The sequence below is a fragment of the Stenotrophomonas sp. NPDC077420 genome, assembly GCF_044543385.1.
Lineage (GTDB): Bacteria > Pseudomonadota > Gammaproteobacteria > Xanthomonadales > Xanthomonadaceae > Stenotrophomonas.
In genome coordinates, this window is the sequence record NZ_JBITVZ010000019.1 from 66,311 (window position 1) to 89,801 (window position 23,491).

General features: G+C 69.5%; 15 protein-coding genes. 8 read left to right on the forward strand and 7 right to left on the reverse strand.

Going from position 1 to position 23,491, the window contains the following annotated elements; genetic code table 11:
* Nucleotides 1-36 precede the first annotated feature (36 nt).
* The 5 genes from ACIGII_RS16640 to ACIGII_RS16660 form a co-directional block, all read right to left on the reverse strand.
* The gene (locus tag ACIGII_RS16640) at nt 37-1,005 is read right to left on the reverse strand and encodes a copper resistance protein B (RefSeq protein WP_399640064.1); all 969 of its coding nucleotides are present in this window, start codon (nt 1,003-1,005) and stop codon (nt 37-39) included.
* Complete coding sequence (locus ACIGII_RS16645) at nt 1,002-2,777, reverse strand: copper resistance system multicopper oxidase (RefSeq protein WP_399640067.1); 1,776 nt, start codon at nt 2,775-2,777, stop codon at nt 1,002-1,004. Before ACIGII_RS16645 ends, ACIGII_RS16640 begins: the two co-directional genes overlap by 4 nt.
* 115 nt (nt 2,778-2,892) lie before the next feature.
* Nucleotides 2,893-3,276, reverse strand: a complete 384-nt coding sequence (locus ACIGII_RS16650; RefSeq protein WP_399640069.1) for a CopL family metal-binding regulatory protein — start codon at nt 3,274-3,276, stop codon at nt 2,893-2,895.
* Between the two features lie 92 nt (nt 3,277-3,368).
* On the reverse strand, nt 3,369-5,171 hold the full coding sequence (recQ, locus tag ACIGII_RS16655; RefSeq protein ID WP_399640072.1) for a DNA helicase RecQ: 1,803 nt from the start codon (nt 5,169-5,171) through the stop codon (nt 3,369-3,371).
* A 133-nt stretch (nt 5,172-5,304) separates the two neighbouring features.
* A complete protein-coding gene (locus ACIGII_RS16660) occupies nt 5,305-5,871 on the reverse strand; it encodes a Dps family protein (RefSeq protein ID WP_399640075.1) in 567 nt (188 codons plus the stop codon).
* Between the two features lie 89 nt (nt 5,872-5,960).
* Between ACIGII_RS16660 and hrpA the strand changes: the two genes are divergently transcribed.
* Nucleotides 5,961-10,061, forward strand: coding sequence for an ATP-dependent RNA helicase HrpA (gene hrpA / locus ACIGII_RS16665; protein ID WP_399640076.1), 4,101 nt, complete (start codon nt 5,961-5,963; stop codon nt 10,059-10,061).
* An 11-nt stretch (nt 10,062-10,072) separates the two neighbouring features.
* Here the strand turns inward: hrpA and ACIGII_RS16670 are convergent, their stop codons facing one another.
* Complete coding sequence (locus ACIGII_RS16670) at nt 10,073-10,609, reverse strand: hypothetical protein (RefSeq protein WP_399640079.1); 537 nt, start codon at nt 10,607-10,609, stop codon at nt 10,073-10,075.
* A 96-nt stretch (nt 10,610-10,705) separates the two neighbouring features.
* On the opposite strand from ACIGII_RS16670, the gene ACIGII_RS16675 reads away from it, so the two are divergent.
* From ACIGII_RS16675 to ACIGII_RS16685, 3 genes are all read left to right on the forward strand, one after another.
* Nucleotides 10,706-12,859, forward strand: coding sequence for a RelA/SpoT family protein (locus ACIGII_RS16675; protein WP_399640081.1), 2,154 nt, complete (start codon nt 10,706-10,708; stop codon nt 12,857-12,859).
* 29 nt (nt 12,860-12,888) lie between these two features.
* Nucleotides 12,889-14,448: a hypothetical protein gene (locus ACIGII_RS16680; protein WP_399640083.1), complete on the forward strand. Its 1,560-nt coding sequence runs from the start codon at nt 12,889-12,891 to the stop codon at nt 14,446-14,448.
* A 65-nt stretch (nt 14,449-14,513) separates the two neighbouring features.
* Nucleotides 14,514-15,347 carry an SDR family oxidoreductase gene (locus tag ACIGII_RS16685; RefSeq protein ID WP_399640085.1) on the forward strand — a complete coding sequence of 278 codons (834 nt, stop codon included), beginning with the start codon at nt 14,514-14,516 and terminating at the stop codon, nt 15,345-15,347.
* Nucleotides 15,348-15,380: 33 nt separating this feature from the next.
* On the opposite strand, the gene ACIGII_RS16690 is transcribed toward ACIGII_RS16685, so the two are convergent.
* Entirely contained in the window at nt 15,381-17,480 is a 2,100-nt protein-coding gene (locus ACIGII_RS16690) for a glycosyltransferase (RefSeq protein ID WP_399640087.1), read from the reverse strand.
* A 95-nt stretch (nt 17,481-17,575) separates the two neighbouring features.
* On the opposite strand from ACIGII_RS16690, the gene mrcB reads away from it, so the two are divergent.
* From mrcB to tsaB, 4 genes are read left to right on the forward strand one after another with little or no spacing between them, the layout of a single operon-like run.
* Nucleotides 17,576-20,014: a penicillin-binding protein 1B gene (gene mrcB, locus ACIGII_RS16695; protein ID WP_399640099.1), complete on the forward strand. Its 2,439-nt coding sequence runs from the start codon at nt 17,576-17,578 to the stop codon at nt 20,012-20,014.
* 23 nt (nt 20,015-20,037) lie between these two features.
* Nucleotides 20,038-20,568: a tetratricopeptide repeat protein gene (locus ACIGII_RS16700; RefSeq protein WP_399640088.1), complete on the forward strand. Its 531-nt coding sequence runs from the start codon at nt 20,038-20,040 to the stop codon at nt 20,566-20,568.
* Between the two features lie 53 nt (nt 20,569-20,621).
* Entirely contained in the window at nt 20,622-22,664 is a 2,043-nt protein-coding gene (locus tag ACIGII_RS16705; RefSeq protein WP_399640090.1) for an ATP-dependent DNA helicase, read from the forward strand.
* Nucleotides 22,665-22,669: 5 nt separating this feature from the next.
* Nucleotides 22,670-23,374 (forward strand): tRNA (adenosine(37)-N6)-threonylcarbamoyltransferase complex dimerization subunit type 1 TsaB, encoded by a 705-nt coding sequence (tsaB, locus tag ACIGII_RS16710; protein ID WP_399640092.1) that lies wholly within the window; start codon nt 22,670-22,672, stop codon nt 23,372-23,374.
* The last annotated feature ends 117 nt before the right edge of the window (nt 23,375-23,491 follow it).

Consider the following 23,491-nt stretch of genomic DNA (forward strand, 5'->3'; position numbering starts at 1 on the left):
CGGACGTCCCGGGCGCGTGGCGCCCGGAAGGGTCGGTCAGAACCAGACGCGCACGCCGGCCACCCATCGGGTGTCCCGGGTGGGTTCGCCGGCCGCCTGGTGGTAGTCAGCGGTGTCACCGAACAGGCGCTCGTGGCTGATGCCGATGTACGGCGCGAAGCGACGGCTGAACTCATAGCGCAGGCGCAGCCCCGCCTCGACCTTGTTCAGGCCGGTACCCATGCCGCGCTCGGGCTCATCCCTGGCAGCCAGCGTGGCTTCCACCAGCGGCTGCAGGATCAGGCGGTTGGTGAGCAGGAGTTCGTACTCGACCTCCAGCGTAGCCGCCAGTTGCCCGCCTTCGCCGGCATACGCCGTCGCCGAGGTTTCGAATTTGTACGGGGCCAGCCCCTGGATGCCGAACGCGGCCCAGGTGCGTGAGTCCGCCGGGCGGAAGTCCTGCTTCACGCCCACCAGCACGTCCCACCAAGGCGACACGCTGCGCCCGTACAGCACTTCGAGATCGGACGACTCCGTGTGCCCGCCGCTGCGCTCGCCCTCGCTGCGTACCCACAGGCGGTTGATGTTGCCGCCGACCCAGCCGCTGGCTTCCCAGGCCTGGCCGGCGCCGTGCTGGCCATCCCAATGTTCCAGTCGGTTGATCAGCAAGAGGCTGTGCACGTTGGGTGCGTGCTCCATCGCATCATGGTTGATGGGCGGGAAGGCGGCCGCACGGTCGGCGTCGGTGACCTCCGGAATGGGTTCGCGCGGTGCAATCTGCGCGGTGCCATGGCCAATGGGGGCGTGATCCATCGTCGAGTGATCCATCTGCGCGTGGTCGACGCCGCCGTGATCCATGGTCGAATGGTCCATCGTTGAATGGTCCATATTCGAGTGGTCCATCTTCGAATGGTCCACTGCGGCCGGTGCAGCCGCGGGTGCTGCATCGACGTGTGTGTGCGCATGCGATTGCGCCCACGCCGGGCCCGCGATGGCGGTGAGCAGCGCAACAGTAAGCATCTTCATTCTTCGATCCTCACTTCGCGCATCATCCCCGCTTCCATGTGGTACAGCAGGTGGCAGTGGTAGGCCCAGCGGCCCAGCGCGTCGGCGCGCACGCGGTAGCTGCGTCGGGTCCCGGGTGGCATGTCGATGGTGTGCTTGCGCAGCTGGAACTCGCCACCGGCGTTTTCCAGGTCGCTCCACACGCCGTGCAGGTGGATCGGGTGCTGCATCATGGTGTCGTTGACCAGCACGATGCGCATGCGCTCGCCGTAGTTCAGGCGCAGCGGTTCGGCGCTGGCGAAAGGAACGCCATCGAACGACCAGCTGAACTTCTCCATGTGGCCGGTGAGGTGCAGTTCGACCTCGCGCGACGGCTCGCGGCCGTCGGGATCCTCGAACAGGCTGCGCATCGCACCGTAGGTGAGCACCTGGCGGCCGTTGTCACGCAACCCGATGCCGGGGTCGTCCAGCTTGGGCTCGGTGGCCATGCTCTGCATGTCGACCAGCGGGTTGCCGGTCTCGCTCGGTGCGTGGCGTGGTGCCTTGCTGGCGCTGCCATGGCCTGCGTGGCCCAGGGTGGCGCCGCAGCCGCCTTCCATGCCTTTCATGTCGTGGCCCATGGCACCCATGTCATGGCCCATGTCGCTCATGGTCAGCAGCGGGCGCGGGTCACGCGCGGGAACCGGCGCCTGCAGGCCGTGGCGTACGGCAAGGGTGCCGGCGGTGTAACCGGTACGGCCCATGTCCTGGCAGAAGATCGTGTATGCGTCCTGGCCACTGGGTTCGACGATCACGTCGAAGGTTTCGGCCGGGGCAATGCGGAACTCGTCGATGCTCACCGGGTGGATGTACTGCCCGTCGGCGGCCACCACGGTCATCTTCAGGCCGGGAATGCGCACGTCGAAGTAGGTCATCGAACCGCCGTTGATGAAGCGCAGCAGCACCTTTTCGCCACTGCGGAACAGTCCGGTCCAGTTGCCCGCCGGCGCGGTGCCGTTGAGCAGGTAGGTGTAGGTGTGGGCATTGATGTCGGAGATGTCTGTCGGGGTCATCCGCATCCGACCCCACATGCCACGGTCGGCGGAGGCCGCGCTCCAGCCCTCCCGGCGCACGTCGCGCACGAAGTCGGGCAGGGTGCGCTTGTAGTAGTTGTCGTGCTCGGCGAGCTTCTTCATGCGCCGGAACAGCGCGCCGGGGTCCATGTCGGTCCAGTCCGAGAGCAGGATCACGTGCTCGCGGTCGAAGCGGTACGGGGCCGGTTGCAGCGGGTCGATGATCAGTGCGCCATACAACCCGGCCTGTTCCTGGAACATCGAATGGCTGTGGTACCAGTAGGTGCCGGACTGTTTGAGGGTGAAGCGGTAGTCGTAGGCGTCACCCGGGGCGATGCCGTTGAAGCTCAGGCCGGGCACGCCGTCCATGTTGGCCGGCAGCAGGATGCCGTGCCAGTGGATCGACGTGGGGTGGCCCTGCAGCGCATTGGACACGCGTACGCTGACGGTGTCGCCTTCGCGCCAGCGCAGGATCGGCGCGGGCAGGCTGCCGTTGACCGTGATGGCCGGTCGGGTACGGCCGGTGAAGTTGGCCAGGGACTCGCCGATGCTCAACTGGAACCGCTGGCCGCTGAGGACCTGCGGGGCGGTGGCTACGCTGCGGCCAGGGTTGGCCAGGGCGCGGGCGGGCACGGCGCCAACCAGGCCGGCAACAACGCCGCCGGCGGCCAGACCCTGCACGAACAGGCGCCGCGACGGCACAGGCGGAGCGCCCGCGCCGGGGGAAGAGGGGTGTGACATTGCAACTCCGAATTCAATCCGAGGGCACGCGCAGGTGCCGGCAGGACGCGCGTGCGGCAGCACGGCGTCGCGTCGAGCGGGCGTTCGTGGCGAGCGCCGACCCGGTCAGCTCCGGTCAGGCGATGGGAGGGCGGGTGATGCGGTCCAGCGGCAGGCTGCGCAGGACGTCCTGCGTAGCTGGCAGCGGCGCCGGCGACAGCGGCGGCGGTGTCGGTATCCAGGCGATCTGGGCGGTCAGGCCCGGTTGTTGGGCGCAGCAGTCCTTGATCCGGCAGTGCTCGCTGTCGTCGGGTGCCTGGGCAGGCGTCGGCGCGTCAGCCTGATCGCCGTGCATGGCGGCGTGCCCTTCGCCATGGCAAGGCGGTGCCGGGGCGTCCCCGATGGGGGCAGCCGGCATCGCCATGGCCAGCACCATCGGACCGGCCATGGCCGCGTTCAGCCCGTTGAGGAACAGGCTGAGCATCAACACCACTCGCAGGAGCAGGCTACCGGCGGACATGGGCGCCACCTTAGCGCCAAAACCCGCCAGGCGCACCGCTCGCTGAACGGCAGGTTCAACTCTGGACGTGGCTCCGGCGGGGCGCATGCGGCTCAGCCTTCCTCGCGGACGATCTCGACCAGGCGCTCGCCGTAGCGGGACAGCTTGGTGCCGCCGATACCGCCAACCCGCCCCAGCGCATCGATGCTGGTGGGGCGCTGTTCGGCGATGTTGCGCAGGGTGCTGTCGTGGAAGATCACGAAGGCCGGCACGTTCTGTTCGCGCGCCAGCTCGGCGCGCAAGCCGCGCAGCGCATTGAACAGGGCCAGATCCTGCGGCAGCACGGACAGGCCGGTGCGTTGGCCGCCACGGTCGCGTTCGCGGCTCTTCGGGCTCTCGCGACGCATCATCACCTTGCGCTCGCCCTTGAGCACCTGCCGGCTGCCGTCGGTCAGGCGCAGGCCGCCGTAGGCGTCGCTGTCCACTTCCAACAGCCCGGCCGCGACCAGCTGGCGGAACACGCTGCGCCAGGTGCGGGCATCCAGGTCCTTGCCGATGCCGTAGGTGCTCAGTTCGGTATGGCCGAACTGGCGGATCTTGTCGTTCTCGCCGCCGCGCAGGATGTCGATCAGGTGGCCAACGCCGAACCGCTGGCCACTGCGGTACACGCAGCTCAGCGCCTTCTGCGCAGCCACGCTGGCATCCCAGGCATCGGGCGGCTGCAGGCAGTTGTCGCAGTTGCCGCACGGCTGCGGATAGGTTTCGCCGAACCCGGCCAGCAGCACCTGGCGCCGGCACTGCATGGATTCGCAGTAGCCCAGCAGGTGGTCGAGCTTGGAGCGTTCCAGCGCCTTGCGCTCTTCGCCCGCCTCGGACTGCTCGATCATCTGCTTGAGCAGCACCACGTCGCCCAGGCCGTAGCAGAGCCAGGCCTCGGCCGGTTCGCTGTCGCGGCCGGCACGGCCGGTTTCCTGGTAATACCCTTCCATCGACTTGGGCAGGTCGGTATGCGCCACGAAGCGCACGTCGGGCTTGTCGATGCCCATGCCGAAGGCGATGGTGGCGCACATCACGATGCCGTCCTCGCGCAGGAAGCGGCGCTGGTTGGCGGCGCGCACCTCGGCCGGCAGGCCGGCGTGGTAGGGCAGGGCGTTCATGCCCTCCCTGCACAGGAACTCGGCGGTTTCCTCGACCTTGCGCCGCGACATGCAGTAGACGATGCCGGCTTCGTCGCGGTGGCCGCGCAGGAAATCCAGCAGCTGGCGCTTGGCATTGTCCTTCTGGACCACGGTGTAGCGGATGTTGGGGCGGTCGAACGAGCTGACGAAGTGCTGGGCGTTGGTCAGGTCCAGGCGCTCGGCGATCTCGCGCTGGGTCGGCGGATCGGCGGTGGCGGTCAGCGCGATGCGCGGCACGTCCGGCCAGCGCTCGTGCAGCACGGTGAGCTGGCGGTATTCAGGCCGGAAATCGTGGCCCCACTGCGAGACGCAATGGGCTTCGTCGATGGCGAACAGGGCAATCCGGCTGCGTGCCAGCAGCGACAGGAAGCGACCGGTCAGCAGCCGCTCGGGCGCGACATACAGCAGTTCCAGTTCGCCGGCGGCCAGTTCGCGCTCGACGCGGGCGGCAGTTTCGCCGTCCAAGGTCGAATTCAGGTATTCGGCGCGCACGCCGAGCTGGCGCAGGGCGTCCACCTGGTCCTGCATCAGCGCGATCAGCGGCGAAATGACGATGCCGGTGCCGTCGCGCAGCAGGGAGGGTACCTGGTAGCAGAGCGACTTGCCGCCGCCGGTGGGCATCAGGACAAGCGCGTCATTACCGGCCGCGACATGCTCGACGATCGCCTGCTGCGGACCGCGGAAATCGTCGTAGCCAAAAATGCGGTGCAGCAGTTCGTGCGCGGGGCGGGAAGACATCGCCGTAGTTTACCGGTTCCGGGGGCGTTCCCCCGTCCGGAATTCCCGCATCAGGCCGTCAGGCGGGGGGGAGCCGGGCGCTGCCCGGCTCCAGGAAACGGCAACGGCCAGGTCAGCCGGGCAGGGCCCGGCGCTACTGGAGCAGGCTGCGCAGCATCCAGGCGTACTTTTCGTGGGTCTGCAGGCGCTGGGTCATCAGATCCTCGGTCGGGGCGTCGTCGGCGTCGTCCGCCACGTCCAGCACCTTGCGGGCAGTCCGGCAGACCGCTTCGTTGGCGACCACCAACTGGCGTACCATTTCACGCCAGTCCGCGCTGTCGGTCAGGCCCGGTTCCTCGGGGATCGAGGTCAGGGCGGCAAACTCGCGGTAGGAGCCCGGGGCATTGAAACCCAAGGCGCGGATGCGTTCTGCAACCTCGTCCAGGGCGGCCCACTGCTCGGTGTACTGGGTTTCGAACATCAGGTGCAGCGAGTTGAACATCGAGCCGGTGACGTTCCAATGGAAGTTGTGGGTCTTCAGGTAGAGCGTGAACGCGTCAGCCTGGTAGGCCGCCAAGCCGTCGGCAATCTTCTTGCGATCGCCCACCTTGATCCCGATATCGATGTTCGGGGCCGAGGCTGCTGCTGGTGCCGCCGGGCTGCTGGCTGCCAGCTTCTGCCGGGTGGCTTTCGGTTTCGCGGGGGATTTGGTCTTCGCCATGGGGGAGTTCCTCTTCGTGGAGTGGATGGCCTTCACAATAGATCAGACTAACCTTCAGTTGTACTCATACGTACCAAACGATTCGATTGATGACCGCTATCAAACAACCTGCCGCTTCGTCCCTGTCTTCGCAGCTGGCCGCCATCGATGGGGCCATGAGCCGGGACCGTGGGCGTCTGCTCGGCATGCTGTCGCGCTGCCGGGCCAAGCCGGCCGATGCAGCCCTGGCCGCGGCCTTCGAGCAGGCACTGCAGGCGTCGGTCCAGCGGCGTCAAGCGCGGGCGGGCAACCTGCCATCGATCACTCTGGACGACAGCCTGCCGATTGCGCGTGAAGCCGAGCGCATCACCGCGCTGATCCGCGAGCACCAGGTGGTGGTGATCGCCGGCGAAACCGGGTCGGGCAAGACCACCCAGCTGCCCAAGCTGTGCCTGGCCGCCGGACGCGGCGTGGCCGGCATGATCGGCTGCACCCAGCCGCGACGGATTGCCGCACGCGCGGTGGCCACCCGCGTCGCGCAGGAGCTGCAGTCGGAGCTGGGCACCACGGTGGGTTACCAGGTGCGCTTCACCGACCGGGTCGGCGATGACACCCGCATCAAGTTCATGACCGACGGCATCCTGCTGGCCGAGATCAGCAGCGACCGATGGCTGTCGCAGTACGACACGATCATCGTCGACGAGGCGCACGAACGCAGCCTCAACATCGATTTCCTGCTCGGCTACCTCAAACAGCTGCTGCGCAAGCGGCCTGACCTGAAGTTGATCGTCACCTCGGCGACCATCGACACCTCACGCTTCGCCCAGCACTTCGACGATGCGCCGGTGATCAGCGTGGAAGGCCGTACCTTCCCGGTGGAAGTGCGCTATCGCCCGCTGGAAGGCGAAGGCGGCGGCGAGGCCGACGGCGGCCGCGATGGCGAGCGCACCGTCAACGACGCGGTGGTGGCGGCGGTGGATGAAATCACCCGCACCGACCCGCGCGGCGACATCCTGCTGTTCTTCCCGGGCGAACGCGAGATCCGCGATGCGCACCAGGCGCTGGAACGGCGCAAGTATCGTGAGACCGACGTGCTGCCGCTGTACGCGCGGCTGTCGGTGAAAGACCAGGACCTGGTGTTCAACCCCGGCAGCAAGCGCCGCATCGTGCTGGCCACCAACGTGGCCGAAACCTCGCTCACGGTGCCGCGCATCCGCTACGTGATCGACCCCGGCCTGGCCCGGGTCAAGCGCTACAGCCCGCGGCAGAAGCTGGACCGGCTGCACATCGAGGCCATTTCCCAGGCCAGCGCCAACCAGCGCAAGGGCCGCTGCGGCCGTGTGTCCGAAGGCATCTGCTACCGCCTGTATTCGGAAGGCGATTTCCAGTCGCGCGCCGAATTCACCGATCCGGAAATCCGCCGGTCCAGCTTGTCCGGGGTGATCCTGCGCATGCTGCAGCTGGGCCTGGGCCGGATCGAGGATTTCCCGTTCCTGGAGGCGCCCGACGAGCGCGCCATCGCCGATGGCTGGCAGCAGCTGGGCGAACTGGGCGCGGTGGACGCCGAGCGCCGGCTGACCCCGATCGGGCGGCAGATGGCGCGCCTGCCGGTGGACGTCAAGCTCGCGCGCATGCTGGTGGCCGCCCAGGCCCAGGGCTGCCTGCGGCCGATGCTGGTGATCGCCGCGTTCCTGGGCATCCAGGACCCGCGCGAGCGCCCGCCCGAAGCGCGGGCGGCCGCCGACAACGCGCATGCGCTGTTTGCCGATGGCCGCTCCGAATTCGTCGGCGTGCTGCGGTTGTGGGAAGGCTACCGCCAGGCCCACGAAGACCTCACCCAATCGAAGCTGCGCGGCTGGTGCGAGCGCCATTTCCTGGGCTTCCTGCGCATGCGCGAGTGGCGCGAGCTGCACCGCCAGCTGCGCGTGCTGTGCGAGGAACTGGGCTGGAACGAAGAGCCGGTGGACAGCGCGATGGCGCCGCTGCTGGCGGGTTCCTCGGCGCCGGCGCCGGTTCGCGACGATGCGACCAAGGCCAAGGCCACCCGTGGCCAGCAGCATCGTGCCGCGCGCCTGGCCCGCGAAGGCAAGACCGAAGCGCCGGCTGCGGCCCCGGCGGACCGCGCGCCTGCGTCCGCTGACGACGCGCGCGCCGGGTTCAGCGAACGGGCGCGCGCGCACGCCTACCAGACCCTGCACCGCGCGCTCATCGCCGGCCTGCCGACCCAGATCGGACATCGCAGCGACAAGGGCGATTTCCTCGCCCCGCGCCAGCGCCGCTTCCTGCCCTTCCCCGGTTCGGTGCTGGCCAAGCGGCCGCCGCCGTGGCTGCTGGCGGCCACGCTGCTGGACACGCAGAAGGTGTGGGGGCTGACCAATGCGGCGATCGAGCCGGACTGGGTGATTGCCGAACTGCCGCACCTGTTGCTGCGCAAGCACTTCGACCCGCACTGGTCGCGCGCGCAGGGCCAGGTGCTGGCCTCGGAGCAGATCAGCCTGTTCGGACTGGTACTGGCGCCGAAGAAGCCGGTGCATTACGGCCGCATCGCGCCCGGCGAGGCCCACGATATCTTCGTCCGCCAGGCGCTGGTCACCGGAGAGATCAATACCCGTGCCAGCGTCATTGCCGACAACCTGAAGGTGCTCGAACAGGCCCGCGAAGAAGAAGCCAAGCTTCGCCGTGCCGGCATCGTCGCCGACGAAGACTGGCAGGCGCGCTGGTACCTGGACCGGATTCCGTCGGAGATCCATTCGGCGACCGGACTGGACACCTGGTGGAAGGGGGTGCCGCCTGAAAAACGCCGCGCGCTGGCGTGGTCGCTGGCCGACCTGCTGCCGGGCGAGGGCAGCGATGCCGAGCGTTATCCCCGGTATCTGGCGCTGGGCGATGCGCGGCTTGCGCTGCATTATCGCTTCGAGCCGGGCAGCGACGACGATGGCGTCAGCCTGGATGTCCCGCTGCACCTGCTCAACGCGCTGGATCCGGCGCGTTTGTCGTGGCTCGCCCCCGGCTTCGTCGCCGACAAGGCCTCGGCATTGATCCGCAGCCTGCCCAAGGCCATGCGCCGCAACTATGTACCGGCGCCGGACTTCGGTCGCGCGTTCGCCGAAGCGTTCCCCGCGCCCAGTGCAGACGATCTGCGCGGTGAGCTGGCGCGTTTCCTCTCGCGTGCTACCGGTGCAGCGGTGGCGGCGACCGATTTCGACGAATCCGCGTTGGACCCGCACCTGCGCATGAACCTGCGCCTGCACGATGCGAAGGGGACGCTGCTGGCCGCCTCGCGCGACCTGGATGCGCTGCGTGCACGCTTCGGCGAACAGGCCGGCGATGCGTTCGCGCAGCGCGCCGGTCGCGCGCTGGCGGCCGACGGCCTGCGCGAGTTCCCCGCCAGCGCCATTCCGCTGCAGGTGCCCGGTGAGGCCGGCGTGCCCGCATACCCGGCCTTGGTGGATGCGGGCGACACCGCGTCGCTGCGGATCTTTGCCGACCGCAATGAAGCGTTGGAGCAGCACCCGCGCGGTGTGCGCCGCCTGCTGGAGATCGCGCTGGCCGACAAGGCCAAGCAGGCGCGCAAACAGCTGCCCGTACCGCCCAAGACCGGATTGCTGTATGCGGCGATCGAATCGCAGGAGCGGCTGCGCGGCGACCTGGTCGATGCGGCGATGAACGCGGTGCTGGCCGAGGGCCTTGGCGAGATCCGCGACCCCGCCGCGTTCGCCCGGCGGCGCGACGCGGCCGGGCGCGACCTGTTCGGCGAAGCGATGGCGCGGTTGAAGCTGGCCGAGACCATCCTGGGCCATGTGGCCGAACTGAAACCGTTGCTGGAAGCGCCGCTGATGGGCTGGGCACGCGGCAACCTGGACGACCTGGAACAGCAGCTGGCCGCGCTGATCCACCCCGGTTTCCTGCGCGACACGCCGGCCGATGCACTGGCCCAGTATCCGCGCTACCTGCGCGCGATGATCCTGCGCAGCGAGCGCGCCAAGCGCGATCCGCCGCGCGACCAGGCGCGCATGCTGGAACTGCGCCCCTTCGTGGATGCACTGGAGCAGGCGCAGGCGCGCGGGTTGCAGGGGCGCCCGCAGTGGCAGGCGCTGCGGTGGGACCTGGAGGAGCTGCGGGTGTCGCTGTTCGCCCAGGAGCTGGGCGCCAGGACCGGGATTTCGGCCAAGAAGCTGGCCCAGCGCGTGGCCGCGCTGGGCCAGGCGTGATGCCTGGACGCTTACTTGACCCGCTGCACCTTGGCGCGGGTGTTGACGCCCTTGATCTGCATGTACCACGCGCCCATCATGCCCGGCGCGATGGACACCTCCGGATCGGTGCGTCGCACGCCGGCCAGCGTGGTTTCGTCGGTCTGTTCCCATTCCTGCTGGTTGGCCAGCACGTAGCGCCGGCCCTTGCCGAAGCCACGGAACTCGCCCTGCACCGTGCTGACGATGGGTTCCTTGGTGCCGAAGTCGAAGAAGCCGCGGTTCTTCACGATCACTTCCTGACGGCCTTCTTCGCGCGCTTCCTCGCGCACCTGTTCACGCACCTGCTCGCGCACATCGGCGCTGACCGCGGCAACCTTGCCCTGCAGCCATCCGTTGAGGGCGGCCAGTTCGCCGGGGTTGAGCTTGTCCAGGCCGGCGGCCTTGAACTCTGCCGGGGACATCTGCTGCTGCAGATCACCTTCGACCACGCGCTGGGCGAGGGCCGGTCCGGCCATGGCCAGCAACACGGCCGCACTGGCCAACACTCTCAGACGGGAAAAACGCATGGCAACTCTCCAGGAATTCAGGATGGAACCGGTTCTGATTGTCCGGCAACGATACCAGCGCTAGTGTAGGGCTCTCTATCCTGTCTGCATGATGCTGTGAACCGCGCTTCCGTCCCCGGCCTGGATGGCCTGTTGAACCGACCCTCGGCCGCCTCGCTGTCCCCCGCGTTGCGCGAGGCGCTGCTGCAGCGCTGGCAGGCGGAAGGGGCCGACCACGCCCAGGCGGCGTCCTGGCCGGTGCTGGCCGACACCCTGGACGCGCTGGCGCTGCTGTCGGCCGACGACAGCGCGCTGCTGGCGGCACTGTTGTTCGACCTGCCCTGGCTGCGTGCCGGCCTGGAGGCGCTGCCGCTGGGAGCGCACCAGAAAGCCGTGATCGGCCTGCTGGACGGACTCGATGCGGCCGACCAGGTCTGGGCGCTGCATGCCGGGCGCGATGCCGGACGCAACAGCGAGGGCCTGCGCCGCCTGCTGCTGTCGATCATCCAGGACCTGCGCGTGGTGCCGATCCTGCTGGCCCGGCAACTGGCGCGCATGCGCGCGGCCGACAGGTTGACCGAGGAGGAACGCCGCGCGCTGGCCCAGCTGACCCGTGATATCCACGCCCCGCTGGCCAACCGGCTGGGCATCTGGCAGCTGAAATGGGAACTGGAAGACCTGGCGTTCCGACACCTGGAGCCGGAGACCTACCGCCGCATCGCCCGTGAAGTCGACGAAACCCGGCTGGCGCGCGAACGCTACGTCGAATCGGTCAAGAAAGTGCTGTCGCGCGAGCTGCTGGCCCAGGGCATCGAGGCCGAGGTCAGCGGGCGCCCGAAGCACATCTACAGCATCTGGCGGAAGATGCAGAAGAAGCGGCTGGCCTACGAACAGCTGTACGACATCCGCGCAGTACGGGTCATGGTCAAGGACGTGGCGGCCTGCTACGCCGCGCTGGGCGTGGTGCACTCGCTGTGGGCGCCGGTGCCCAGCGAGTTCGACGATTACATCGCACGGCCCAAGGCCAACGACTATCGCTCGCTGCATACCGCGGTGGTGGGGCCGGAAGGTCGCACCATCGAGGTGCAGATCCGTACCCACGACATGCATGCGCAGGCCGAGCTCGGCGTGGCCGCACACTGGCGCTACAAGGAAGGCAGCAAGGGCGCGGAAAAGGCCTTTGATCGCAAGATCACCTGGATGCGCCAGCTGCTGGAGCAGTCGCAGGACGGCCACGCCAGCGAACTGGCCGGTGCGCTGGACGCGGAACTGACCGAAGACCGGGTCTACGCGCTCAGTCCCAAGGACGAGGTGATGGACCTGCCGCAGGGCGCCACCCCGCTGGATTTCGCCTACCACGTGCATACCATGGTCGGGCACCGCTGCCGGGGCGCCAAGGTCAACGGCCGCATCGTGCCGCTGACCTATCGCCTGCGCAGCGGCGACCGCGTGGAGATCCTGACCGGCAAGGAGGCCGACCCGCGCCGCGACTGGCTGCTGGCCTCCAGCGGCTACCTGGCCAGCAACCGCTCGCGCGAGAAGGTGCGTGGCTGGTTCCACAAGCTGGATCGCGCGCGCAACGTGCAGGCCGGACGCGACCTGCTGGACCGCGAGCTGAAGCGACTGGGCCTGCAGCAGGCCGACCTGGCCGCGGCCGCGCGCAGGTTCCACGCCGACAGCGTGGACGATCTGTATATCCAGGTCGCACTGGGCGACACCGGGCCGCACCAGGTCAGCCGCGCGCTGCTGGAGGCCGAACGCGCCGCCAGCCAGCCCGCGCCGCCGACGATGCCGCGCCCCACCGCGCGCCGGGACAGCCTGGGCAAGTCCAAATTCACGGTGCAGGGCGTGGGCAACCTGCTGGTGCAGCTGGCGCGCTGCTGCCAGCCGGTGGCCGGGGAACCGATTGTCGGTTACCTGACCCGTACCCGCGGGGTCACCGTGCACCGCACCGACTGCCCCGCACTGGCGCGGCTGGCGGCGACCAGCCCGCAGCGCATTCTTCCGGTCGAATGGGGCCAGGCCGGTGGCGGTTATGAGGTCGATGTGGTGGTCGACGCGGTCGATCGACGTTGGCTGCTGAAGGACATCACCAACCTGATCGCCCAGGAAGATGCCTACGTGCTCGACATCCACAGCGACAACGTACGCAACAGTGGCCGCGCGCATCTGCGCCTGCGGCTGAAAGTGAGCGATTACGGGCAGCTGTCAACGCTGCTGGGCAAGCTCGATGCCTTGCCGGGTGTCAGCGACGCGCGGCGTCTGGGCTGAGCTCACGTGACCCGCGCTACGCTCAGGGAATGAGCCGCCGCCCCGACCATGAGGACGCCGCGCATGCCGCCCTGCGCCGCGTGCGGCGTGAAGGCCGCTGGTGGTGGCTGCAGGCCCGGCATGCCCGGCGCATCTGGGCGTGGGCGCTGGGGGTGGCGGTGCTGGTGTTCGTGCTGCTGGTGGCATTCGGCCGCCCGGTGGCCACCTGGTTCTGGAATGAGCCGCAGGTCGAGCAGCTGCTCGACCGCGGCGACCGCGCGCTGGCCGCAGGGCGGTTGAGTGCGGCCGATGGCAGTGGTGCGCGCCAGTGGTATGAGGCGGCGCTGGCGCTGGACAGCGACCGCCCGCAGGCCCGCGCGGGTCTTGCAAAGACCGGACGTGCCGCGCTGGTGCAGGCACGCGCTGCACTCGACGCCGGCGACACCGCAGCGGCGCAGCGCGCACTGACGCTGGCACGCGAACTGCAGGTGCCACAGGCCGAGGCCGACCCGTTGGCGCGGCGCCTGCGCGAACACCAGAACAGCGGCGCCGGTATCGGTGCGCTGCTGGGACGCGCCGAATCGGCGTTGCAGGCGCAGCGCCTGGACGGCAGCGATGACAGCGCGCTGCCGCTGTTCCAGCAGGTGCTGGCGCGCGCCCCGAACCAGCTGCGCGCACTGGAAGGACGCGAGGATGCGCTGTCGGACCTGTTGCAGCAGGCGCGGGCGGCCGCTGCCAGGGGCGACGTCGCGGGCGCTGCCGCGCAGGTAACGCGGGCGCGCGGTTTCGATCCAGGACATGTGGACCTGCCCGCCACCGAGGCCGCGCTGAATGCCGCACTGGAGTCGCGTCTGCGTGACGCGCAGCGCCTGAAGCGGCGGCAGCAGTGGCGCTCGGCCGGCGACGCGTTCCAGGCGGTGCTGCTGGCACGCCCGGACGACGTCGCCGCACAGCAGGGCCTGGCCCAGGTCATCGACGCACTGCTCACCTCCAGCGCGCGGCTGGCAGCCGACTTCCGCTTCGACCTGGCCGCCCGCGCATTGGCCGATGCACAGGCGCTGGGCGCCACCGGGCGCCAGGAGCAGGCCGCGCGCCAGGCCATCACCCGGGCGCGCCAGGCCGACCGCGCACTGACCGCACCGTCGGTGCCCGCGGCGCGGCGCGACGAGCGCCTGAGGACCCTGCTGGCGCGTTTCGAGGACGCCAGTGCACGTGGCGACATGCTGTCACCGCCTGGCGGCAGCGCCTACGATGCGCTGCGCGAAGCGCAGGCGCTCGCGCCTCGCGATCGGCAGGTGCAGGCGGCGGCACAACGCCTGCTGCCGGCCACCCGCAACTGTGTCGAGGACCGCCTGCGCGAGAACCGCGTGCAGGCGGCGGGTGAATGCCTGGAAGCCTGGCAGACGCTGGCGCACAGCAGCGCGCAGGCCGATGCGCGCCAGCGCCTGGGACAGCGCTGGTTGGCCATAGGCAGCGAGCGACTTGGCCGCGGCGACGTGCAGTTCGCGCAGGACGCGCTGGAGCAGGCAGCGCGTTGGGGCGTGCCGGCCAGCTCGCCCGAGTACCAGTCCCTGCAGCAGCGATTGCGCGATGTCGACGCGCTGCGCTGAGCGCTGCAGCGCGGCACGCCGGGCGGGTCCGCTATAGTGCGGCCCTGTTTCCTTGAGGAGGTGCCATGACGGTCCTCGTTTCCGGCGCCACCAGCCAGATCGGTCGCTGCCTGCTGCCCCGGCTGGTCGACGCCGGCGTGCCGGTGCGTGCGCTGAGCCGCCACCCGCAGCCGGCGCAACCCGGCGTGGACTGGCAGGCGGCGGACATGCGTGCGCTGCCGGTGCCTGCGCAGGCGTATTCGGCCATCGTCAGCTTCGCGCCGCTGGATGCCTGGGGCGACTGGCTGTCACGCCAGCAGGTGGCACCGGCGAAGAAGATCATCGTCACCAGTTCGATGAGCGTGATCAGCAAACAGGGATCGGCGCAGCCTGAGGAGCAGGCGCTGGTGGCGCTGCTGCAGCAGGGCGAGCGCACCCTGGCGTTACAGGCCGAGCGCCTGGGCATGCAGTGGACCGTGCTGCGGCCCACGCTGGTGTACGGCGTTGGACGGGACCGCAGCCTGACCCCGATCGTCGCGCGCGCGCGCCGCACCCGGGTGTTCCCGATTCCAATGGCGCATGGCCTGCGGCAGCCGGTGCACGCCGATGACATCGCCCTGGCGGTGATGGCCGCGCTGCAGGGCGACGCCGCCGCCGGGCAGACGCTGCAGATCGGCGGCGGCGAGCGCCTGGATTACCAGCAGATGTTCCAACGGGTGCATGCGAGCATCGGCACGACCACGCTGCCGCTGTACATTCCGCGCACGGCGCTGCGCCTGCTGGCATCAGCGCTACCGCGCGCACGCGGCCCGGTATCGCGGCTGGAACAGGACCTGGTAGCGGACAACGCGGCGCTGGTGGCCACGCTGGGCGTGCATCCGCGGCCGTTCCGGCCCACCCCGGACACCTGGCGCGGCTGATCTGGTTTTGCCGGCGGTTCGCCGGCGCCCCGGTCACTCCAGGAACACGCGCCTCACCGTGGCCTGTGCGGCATCCAGCGAGAAATGCTGCTGCACATTGCGCAGCCCGGCCACCGAGAGCTGCTGCCACAGCGCCTGATCGCGATACAGCCGCACTACCGCAGCGGCGAACGCGTCGGCGTCATCGGCGATGAGCACATCCTCGCCGTCGCGCAGATGCATGCCTTCCACCGCGCAGGTGGTCGCCACCACCGGCTGGCCGTGCGCCATGCTCAGGTTGACCTTGCCCTTCACGCCTGCGCCGAACCGCAACGGGGCCACGGCAATGCGGACCTCGTCCATGTACGGGGTGACCACCGGCACGAAGCCATGGATCTGCACACCGGGCTGGCGTGCCGCCAGGGCGTGCAGGGCCGGCGGTACGTCGGCGCCGATGCAGTGGAAACGCACCTCGGGCAGCTGCGTGCGGATGCGGGCGAACACCTCGCCGATGAACCACTGCATCGCGTCCACGTTCGGCGGGTGGCGGAACCCGCCCACGAACACCAGGTCACGGCGCGCGCTCCAGGGTGCGCCGGCACCGGCGACCTCATGCAGGTTGGAGATCAACTCCACGTGCACGCCCGGTGCGTCCACCTGCAGCTGGGTCCGTTCGGCGTCGCTGACCAGCACGGTGACGTCGCTGGCGGCCATCACCGCCAGTTCGCGCACGCGCGTGCGTTCGGCATTGCGCAGCAGCCCGGCATCGCCGGCCAGCTCCGCACCGCGGCGTTCGCGCAGGTAGTGCAGGTCCACCGTGTCGAACACCCGGCGTGCCTGCGGCGCGTACCGGCGCAGCAGAGGCAGGCATTCGCTGGCCACGTGATGGCGCACCATCACCGCCACCGCAAAGCGCGGACCGTTTTCACGCAGCCACGCGCCGATGCCGTCGAGATAGGGCGCGTACCAGACTTCGACGCCGAGCTTCTGCAGGGCGTGGGTGGCGTCCCCGCCATGCTCGCGCCGGGTCGGCACGAAGACCACATGCACGCCTTCGGCCAGCAGCATGCGGATCAGGTTGTACTGGCGCAGCGAACCCGAATCGCGGTCCGGCTGCGGGACCAGCTCGTCGAGGATCAGGACCTGGCGCTGGTGGCGGTGCAGCAGCGCCGGGGTAGGTACGCTGCCGGGCGCGGGGTGGTCGGCCAGCACCTGCGCCCACTTGGTGGCGAACACGCCGCGATTGCGGATCTGGTAGGCCTTGATGCCGGTACGGGTGTCGGTGCCGTTGCTGGTGCCTTCGTCATGCACGACCCGGCTGGCCGGCTGCACCAGGACCCGGTGGCCGGCGGCACGCACGGCGAAGGCCAGGTCGGTGTCTTCGTAATAGGCGGGGCGGTAGCGGGTATCCAGGCCGCCCAGTTGGTCCCACAGCGCGCGCGGCAGCATCAGCGCGGCGCCGGAGCAGTAGTCGGCGTCGCGCAGCGCGCTGTAGCGGGGATCTTCGGGCGACTCGAAGCGACCGTAGCTCCACGCGCTGCCATCGCTGAACACCACGCCGCCCGATTCCTGCAGGCGCCCATCCGGATACAGCAGCTGCGCGCCGACCAGGCCGGCCCGCGGGGTGGCCTGGAAGGTGTCCAGCAGCGCATCCAGCCAACCCGGCTGCGGCACGGTATCGTTGTTGAGCAGGACCACGTAGTCGCCGCGCGAACGGGCCATGCCGTCGTTGCAGGCGTCGATGAAGCCGCCATTGGCCGCGCGCACTTCGTAGCGCAGGCCCTGGATCCGTGGCATACACTGCACGGTGTCGTCGCTGCTGCCGTCGTCGATCACCAGGATCTCGCAGGCGACCTGCGGCGGGTGCGCGGCGAGCGCTCGCAGGCAGGCCAGGGTATGTGCCGCGTGGTTGTACACCGGGATCACAATGCTGACCCGTGGCTCAACGCTGTGCGGAACCGTGAACGGCGCGAACGCGTCGGCTGCGGGCAGGTAGAGCGGGGCGCGCTGCGGCGGCGGCAGCGCGCGGGTGTGGACCCGGATCCGTTGCCAGGTGGCCTGCCAGCCCCGGGTCCGCAGGCTGGCCAGGCTGCGCCGGAACAGGCCGATCATGCGGTTCAGGAAGTAGCGTGCATCGGCCAAGGACGTCGACATCCCGTTACAACTCCAGCTAAGCGAGGAATACCGGGGGACACGCGCACCACCATGGCTGCGCTAGACTCGCCGGACTTTTACATTCTTGCATGCCCGTGCCCCGACGCTACGATTCCGACGACATCGACGAGTTCGAAGACGACACCGAAAGCCGGTCGCCGCTGTGGCGGCGCCGCCTGGTCACCGGGGGGATGGCGGCCGTGGCGCTCGCGCTGGGCTTCCTGATTCCCTATACGGTGTACCTGAACACCCAGGTGACCCAACGTTTCGGCGAGCTGCGTTGGCAGATTCCCACCCGTGTCTACGCGCGGCCACTGGCACTGGCGCCGGGCCTGGCGATGGACGCGCAGACCCTGAAGACCGAGCTGGCCGCGTCGGCCTACCGCGATGACGGAACCGGCAAGTCGCCGGCGACGTTCAGCCAGGAGGGGGGCCGTTTCATCGTCTCCAGCCGGGGTTACAACGACGTCGATGGCAAGGTGGCACCGCGTCGCATCGAGCTGAGCCTGTCTGGCGGACAGATCGCCTCGCTGCGCGATGCCGACAGCCGCAAGTCATTGAAGGCGGCGCGACTGGATCCGGCGCGTATTGCCACGCTGTATGGGCAGAAGCAGGAAGAACGGCGCCTGGTGCGGCTCGAAGACACGCCCGAACTGCTGGTCACCGGCCTGCAGGCGGTGGAAGACAAGGACTTCAACCGTCACCACGGCATCGACCTGAGCGGCATTGCACGCGCGGTCTGGGTGACCGTGCGCTCCGGCGGGCAGAGCCGGCAGGGCGCGTCCACGCTGACCCAGCAGCTGGCCCGCAGCGGCCTGCTCGGGATCGGCAAGGAGCAGACGGTCACCCGCAAGTTCAATGAAGTGCTGTACGCGCTGATCATGGAAGCGCGGTATGACAAGCGCACCATCCTCGAGGCCTACCTCAACCAGGTCTACCTGGGGCAGCGCGGCAGCCAGGCGATCCACGGCATGTCCTCGGGCGCCGAATTCTGGTTCGGGCGCGATCTGTCCTCGCTCAACACCGAACACATCGCGCTGCTGATCGGACTGGTCAAGGGCCCGTCGTATTACGATCCGCGGCGCAACCCCGAGCGCGCGCTGGACCGGCGCAACTTCGTGCTGGGCAAGCTGCGGGAAAACGGCCTGATCGACGACGCCGAGCTGCAGCGTGCGCTGAAGGCGCCGCTGGGCGTGCCGAAGAACCCGGGCCTGATCGCCGCCAACCGCTTCCCGGCCTACGTCGACCTGGTGCGCCGCCAGCTGGGCCACGATTACCCCGAATCGGTACTGCAGGGCGCCGGGCTGAGCGTGATGACCGGCATGGCGCCGTCCGCGCAGGCCTACGCCGAAGGCGCGGTGACCAGGACCTTGAAGTCGCTGGAAAACAAGCGTCGCCCCGAACTGCAGGCCGGCCTGGTGTTGACCGATGTGCACAACGGCGACGTGCTGGCGGTGGTGGGCAGCCGCGATGTATCCGAACCGGGGTTCAACCGCGCCATCGAGGCGCAGCGCCAGGTCGGCTCGCTGCTCAAGCCGTTCGTGTACCTGTTGGCGTTGGCGCAGCCGGACAAGTACTCGCTGGCCAGCTTCGTCGACGATTCGCCGGTGACCGTGCAGCTCAGCCGCGGCAAGCGCTGGACGCCGGGCAATGCGGACAACCGCAGCCACGGCACCGTGCGCCTGGTCGACGCGCTGGCCAATTCGTACAACCAGGCCACCGTGCGCGTGGGCATGCAGGTGGGCCCGGAGCGGGTGACCCAGCTGATCCACGTGCTGGCGGGGCTGAAGGCGGAGAGCAATCCCTCGGTGATCCTTGGCGCGACCGACCAGAGCCCCTACGCGATGGCGCAGCTGTACCAGTTCCTGGCGTCCGGGGGCGAGATCCAGCCGCTGCACGCGGTGCGTGGCGTGCTCGATCCGCAGGGCAAGCTGCTCAAGCGCTACGACAAGACCCCGGCCCCGGCGCAGGAAGGCGACTCGATCGCCGCCAACCTGATCAGCATCGGCCTGCAGCAGGTGGTCTCCAGCGGCACCGCGCAGCGGCTCAATGCCGATGGCCTGGCGCGGTTGCAGGCCGCCGGCAAGACCGGTACCTCCAACGACGGCCGCGACAGCTGGTATGCCGGTTACACCGGCGACCACCTGGCGGTGGTCTGGATGGGCAACGACCAGAACCAGCAGACCGGGCTGTTCGGCGCTACCGGTGCGATGCGGGTGTGGTCGGGCATCTTCACCCGCCTGCCCAGCGCACCGTTGAAGGTCAGCAACAAGGGCCTGGATTGGCAGCCGGTGGAAGCCGGCGGCACCGCCGCCACCGACGACAGCTGCCCCGGCGCGCGTCGCTTCCCGTTCGTGGTCGGCTACGCGCCCGCCTACGCCGCCTGCGTGGCGCCTACCGCAGTGCCCGAAGGCGAGGGCGGGGAGGGCAGCGAGGGCGGTGGCTGGCGCAGCTGGTTCGGCCTGGATAAAAAGTCCGATGCCGGCGCCGAACCGGCTCCGCCCGCACCCGCGGCCACCTCCCCCGCTCGATGACCCGCAACGCAAGGCAGGCTCCCATGACCACGTCCCGCACCGCCCTCCGTACTGCTTCCGTGCTCGCGCTCGGCATCGCGCTGGCCGCCTGTGTGTCGGCCCCGCCGCCGGTGAAGGCTCCGGTGGATACCACCACGCCGGCGCAGCGCATGGCCGCGGTGGACGCCAGCGCAGGCAAGGATGACAAGGAGCTGGACGTGCAGCCGTTGCGCGATGCCGGGGTTGAAGACCTGCGCGTTGCGGCCAGGGCCAAGCGCCAGGCCAACGATCTGGCCGGTGCCGCGGAGGCGCTGGACCAGGCCCTGCAGATTTCCGAAGGCGACCCCTCGATCCTGCAGGATCGCGCGGAAATCGCCCTGCTGCAGGGCGACTGGGCCGCGGCGGAATCGCTGGCGCGCAAGTCGGTGGAGCTGGGGTCGAAGACCGGTCCGCTGTGCCGCCGCCATTGGGCCACCATCGAGCAGGCACGCCTGGCGCGGGGCGAGAAGGAAAATGCGGTGTCCGCGCATGCGCAGCTGGAAGGCTGCACGGTGCCGGGCATCAAGCGCTATTGACCGGTACCCCAAGCGGGGCAGAGCCCCGCTCTACGGGCGGGTATCATGACGCCATGTCCCGCCTTGCCTATGCCAGCAGTGAAGCCCTCAGCGAGGGCGGAACGCTCGCCAGCCAACTCGATGCGTTCGTCGCGCGACCGGCCCAGCTGCGCCTGACCACCGCGATCGCCGAGGCCTTCGACCAGCGCGAGGTGCTGCTGGCCGAGGCCGGCACCGGCACCGGCAAGACCTTCGCCTACCTGGTGCCGGCGTTGTTGTCCGGGTTGAAGACCATCATTTCCACCGGTACCCGCGCACTGCAGGACCAGCTTTACCATCGCGACCTGCCGCGCGTGCGCGCCGCGCTCGGGGTCGGCCACAGCAGCGCGCTGCTCAAGGGCCGCTCCAACTACCTGTGCCGCTACCGCCTGCAGCAGGCGCGTGGCGAACCGCGGTTCACCTCACCGCAGGACGTGGCGCTGTTCCAGCGCATCCTGGCGTGGTCGGGGCGCACCCAGTACGGCGACATGGCCGAACTGGAAGCGCTGCCCGACGATTCCCCGCTGTACCCGATGGTGACCTCCACGGTCGACAACTGCCTGGGCACCGACTGCCCGTTCTGGCACGACTGTTTCGTGGTCCAGGCCCGCCAGCGGGCGCAGGCGGCCGACGTGGTGGTGGTCAACCACCACCTGCTGCTGGCCGACCTGGCCCTCAAGCAGGAGGGGTTCGGCGAGATCCTGCCGGGCGCGCAGGCCTTCGTGATCGACGAAGCCCACCAGCTGCCGGAACTGGCGGCCACGTTCTTCGGTGAAGGCTTCGGCATGCGGCCGTGGCAGGAACTGGCCCGCGACTGCCTGGCCGAAAGCCGCAGCGTGGCCGGCGCCCAGGCCGCACTGCACGCGCATGCCGCCGCGCTCGAGCAGACCCTGCGTGAACTGCGCACGGCGATGGACGGACTGCCGGCGCGCGGCACCCAGTGGCGTGCGCTGGCGGTCCCCCAGGTGCGCGACGGGTTCGACGCCGCGATGAGCGCGTTGACGGGGTTGCGCGATGTGCTGGACGGAATACGCACCACGTCACCGGGGCTGGACGCCTGCCATGCGCGGGCGCTGGAGGCGGTGTCGCGGCTCGCGCGGTGGCTGGGCGATGATGCCCCGCTGCTGGACTTCGATGCCGATCCCGGCCAGCAGCCGGTGGCGGCCGATGTGCTGTGGTACGAACTGACCCCGCGTGGCTTCCGCTGCCAGCGCACGCCGATGGATGTGTCCGGCCCGCTGCGTGAGCACCGCCAGCGTTCGCTGGCGGCCTGGGTGTTCACCTCGGCCACGCTGACCGTGGACGGGCAGTTCGAACACATCGCCGAGCGCCTGGGACTGGAGGATCCGATCACGCTGCTGCAGCCCAGTCCGTTCGACTGGAGCCGGCAGGCGCTGTGCTACCTGCCCACCGGCCTGCCGGATCCAGCCGCGCGCGGTTTCGGCACCGCGCTGATCCGCGCGCTGACCCCGGTGCTGGAGGCCTCCGGTGGCCGCGCGTTCCTGCTGTTCGCCTCGCACCGTGCGCTGCGCGAGGCCGCCGAAGCGCTGCGCGATGCACCGTGGCCCCTGTTCGTGCAGGGCGAGGCGCCGCGCGCCACGCTGCTGCAGCGTTTCCGCGACTCGGGCAACGGCGTGCTGCTGGGGTCGGCCAGCTTCCGCGAAGGCGTCGACGTGGTCGGCGATGCCCTCAGCGTGGTGGTGATCGACAAGCTGCCGTTTGCCGCGCCCGATGAACCGGTATTCGAAGCGCGGCTGGATGCGATCCGCCGCAACGGCGGCAATCCGTTCCGCGACGAGCAGTTGCCGCAGGCGGTGATCGCGCTCAAGCAGGGCGTGGGGCGGCTGATCCGCAGCGAGACCGACCGCGGCGTGCTGGTGCTGTGCGACCCGCGCCTGGTCAGCCGGGGCTACGGCCGCACCTTCCTGGATTCGCTGCCGCCGTTCCGGCGCACGCGCGCGCTGGACGATGTACGTACCTTCTTTGCCCCACAATGGACGGCCGGCACTGCCGATGCGGCGCACAGCGCGCCGCCCGACCCCGCAGCCGACGTTGTCTTCCCTACCTCCCTGTTCTGACTGCCATGAAACTGCTCGCCTTTGAAACCGCCACCGAAGCCTGCTCCGTTGCCCTGTATGTGGACGGGCAGGTGAGCGAGCGCTTCGACATCGCCCCGCGCCGCCACGCCGAGCTCAGCCTGCCGTGGGCCGAGCAGCTGCTGGCCGAGGCCGGGGTGGGGCGCGCGCAGCTGGATGCGATCGCGCTGGGGAGGGGCCCGGGCGCCTTCACCGGCGTGCGGCTGGCGATTGCCATCGCACAAGGCATCGCGCTGGCGCTGGATCGCCCGTTGATCCCGGTCTCCACCCTGCAGGTGCTGGCGCTGCGCGCACCGGCGCAGGCCACCCACGTGCTCAGCAGCATCGATGCGCGCATGGGCGAGGTGTACGTGGCCCGCCAGGTGCGGGTGGACGGGCAGTGGCAGCTGCAGGGCGAAGAGCGGGTGTGTGCGCCGGAGGCCGTGGAACTGCCCGATGGCAGCCGCTGGTTCGGCGTCGGCACCGGCTTCGGCGCGGCCGAAGGCGTGCTGGCCACGCGGCTGGCCGACCGGCTGGACGGTGTCGACGCGCAGGCATTGCCGCGTGCGTCCGACCTGCTGGCGCTGGCGGTACCGATGTTCGAGCGCGGCGAGGCGATGGCGCCGGAGCGGGTTGAACCGGCCTACCTGCGCGACAACGTCGCCCTCACCCTGGTTGAACAGCAGGCTGCGCGGGCGGCAAAGCAGCGCTGATCATTTATCCGTGGGACACGCATGTGAGCTGACCCCCAAATGTTGGACAGTTGGGGCTAGGTTGCGGAGGCTTGGGTCCGATATTGAATCGGACTCATGCCACCCAAGCCGAGCTTG

Bases quoted from the DNA above. Each gene is read 5' to 3' on its own strand.
- recQ (WP_399640072.1), bottom strand. From the start codon at position 5,171: ATGTCTTCCCGCCCCGCGCACGAACTGCTGCACCGCATTTTTGGCTAC.
- ACIGII_RS16680 (WP_399640083.1), top strand. From the start codon at position 12,889: ATGAGCCGCCGCCCCGACCATGAGGACGCCGCGCATGCCGCCCTGCGC.
- ACIGII_RS16685 (WP_399640085.1), top strand. From the start codon at position 14,514: ATGACGGTCCTCGTTTCCGGCGCCACCAGCCAGATCGGTCGCTGCCTG.
- ACIGII_RS16640 (WP_399640064.1), bottom strand. From the start codon at position 1,005: ATGAAGATGCTTACTGTTGCGCTGCTCACCGCCATCGCGGGCCCGGCG.
- hrpA (WP_399640076.1), top strand. From the start codon at position 5,961: ATGACCGCTATCAAACAACCTGCCGCTTCGTCCCTGTCTTCGCAGCTG.
- ACIGII_RS16645 (WP_399640067.1), bottom strand. From the start codon at position 2,777: ATGTCACACCCCTCTTCCCCCGGCGCGGGCGCTCCGCCTGTGCCGTCG.
- ACIGII_RS16700 (WP_399640088.1), top strand. From the start codon at position 20,038: ATGACCACGTCCCGCACCGCCCTCCGTACTGCTTCCGTGCTCGCGCTC.
- ACIGII_RS16705 (WP_399640090.1), top strand. From the start codon at position 20,622: ATGTCCCGCCTTGCCTATGCCAGCAGTGAAGCCCTCAGCGAGGGCGGA.
- ACIGII_RS16660 (WP_399640075.1), bottom strand. From the start codon at position 5,871: ATGGCGAAGACCAAATCCCCCGCGAAACCGAAAGCCACCCGGCAGAAG.
- tsaB (WP_399640092.1), top strand. From the start codon at position 22,670: ATGAAACTGCTCGCCTTTGAAACCGCCACCGAAGCCTGCTCCGTTGCC.
- ACIGII_RS16670 (WP_399640079.1), bottom strand. From the start codon at position 10,609: ATGCGTTTTTCCCGTCTGAGAGTGTTGGCCAGTGCGGCCGTGTTGCTG.
- ACIGII_RS16650 (WP_399640069.1), bottom strand. From the start codon at position 3,276: ATGTCCGCCGGTAGCCTGCTCCTGCGAGTGGTGTTGATGCTCAGCCTG.
- ACIGII_RS16690 (WP_399640087.1), bottom strand. From the start codon at position 17,480: ATGTCGACGTCCTTGGCCGATGCACGCTACTTCCTGAACCGCATGATC.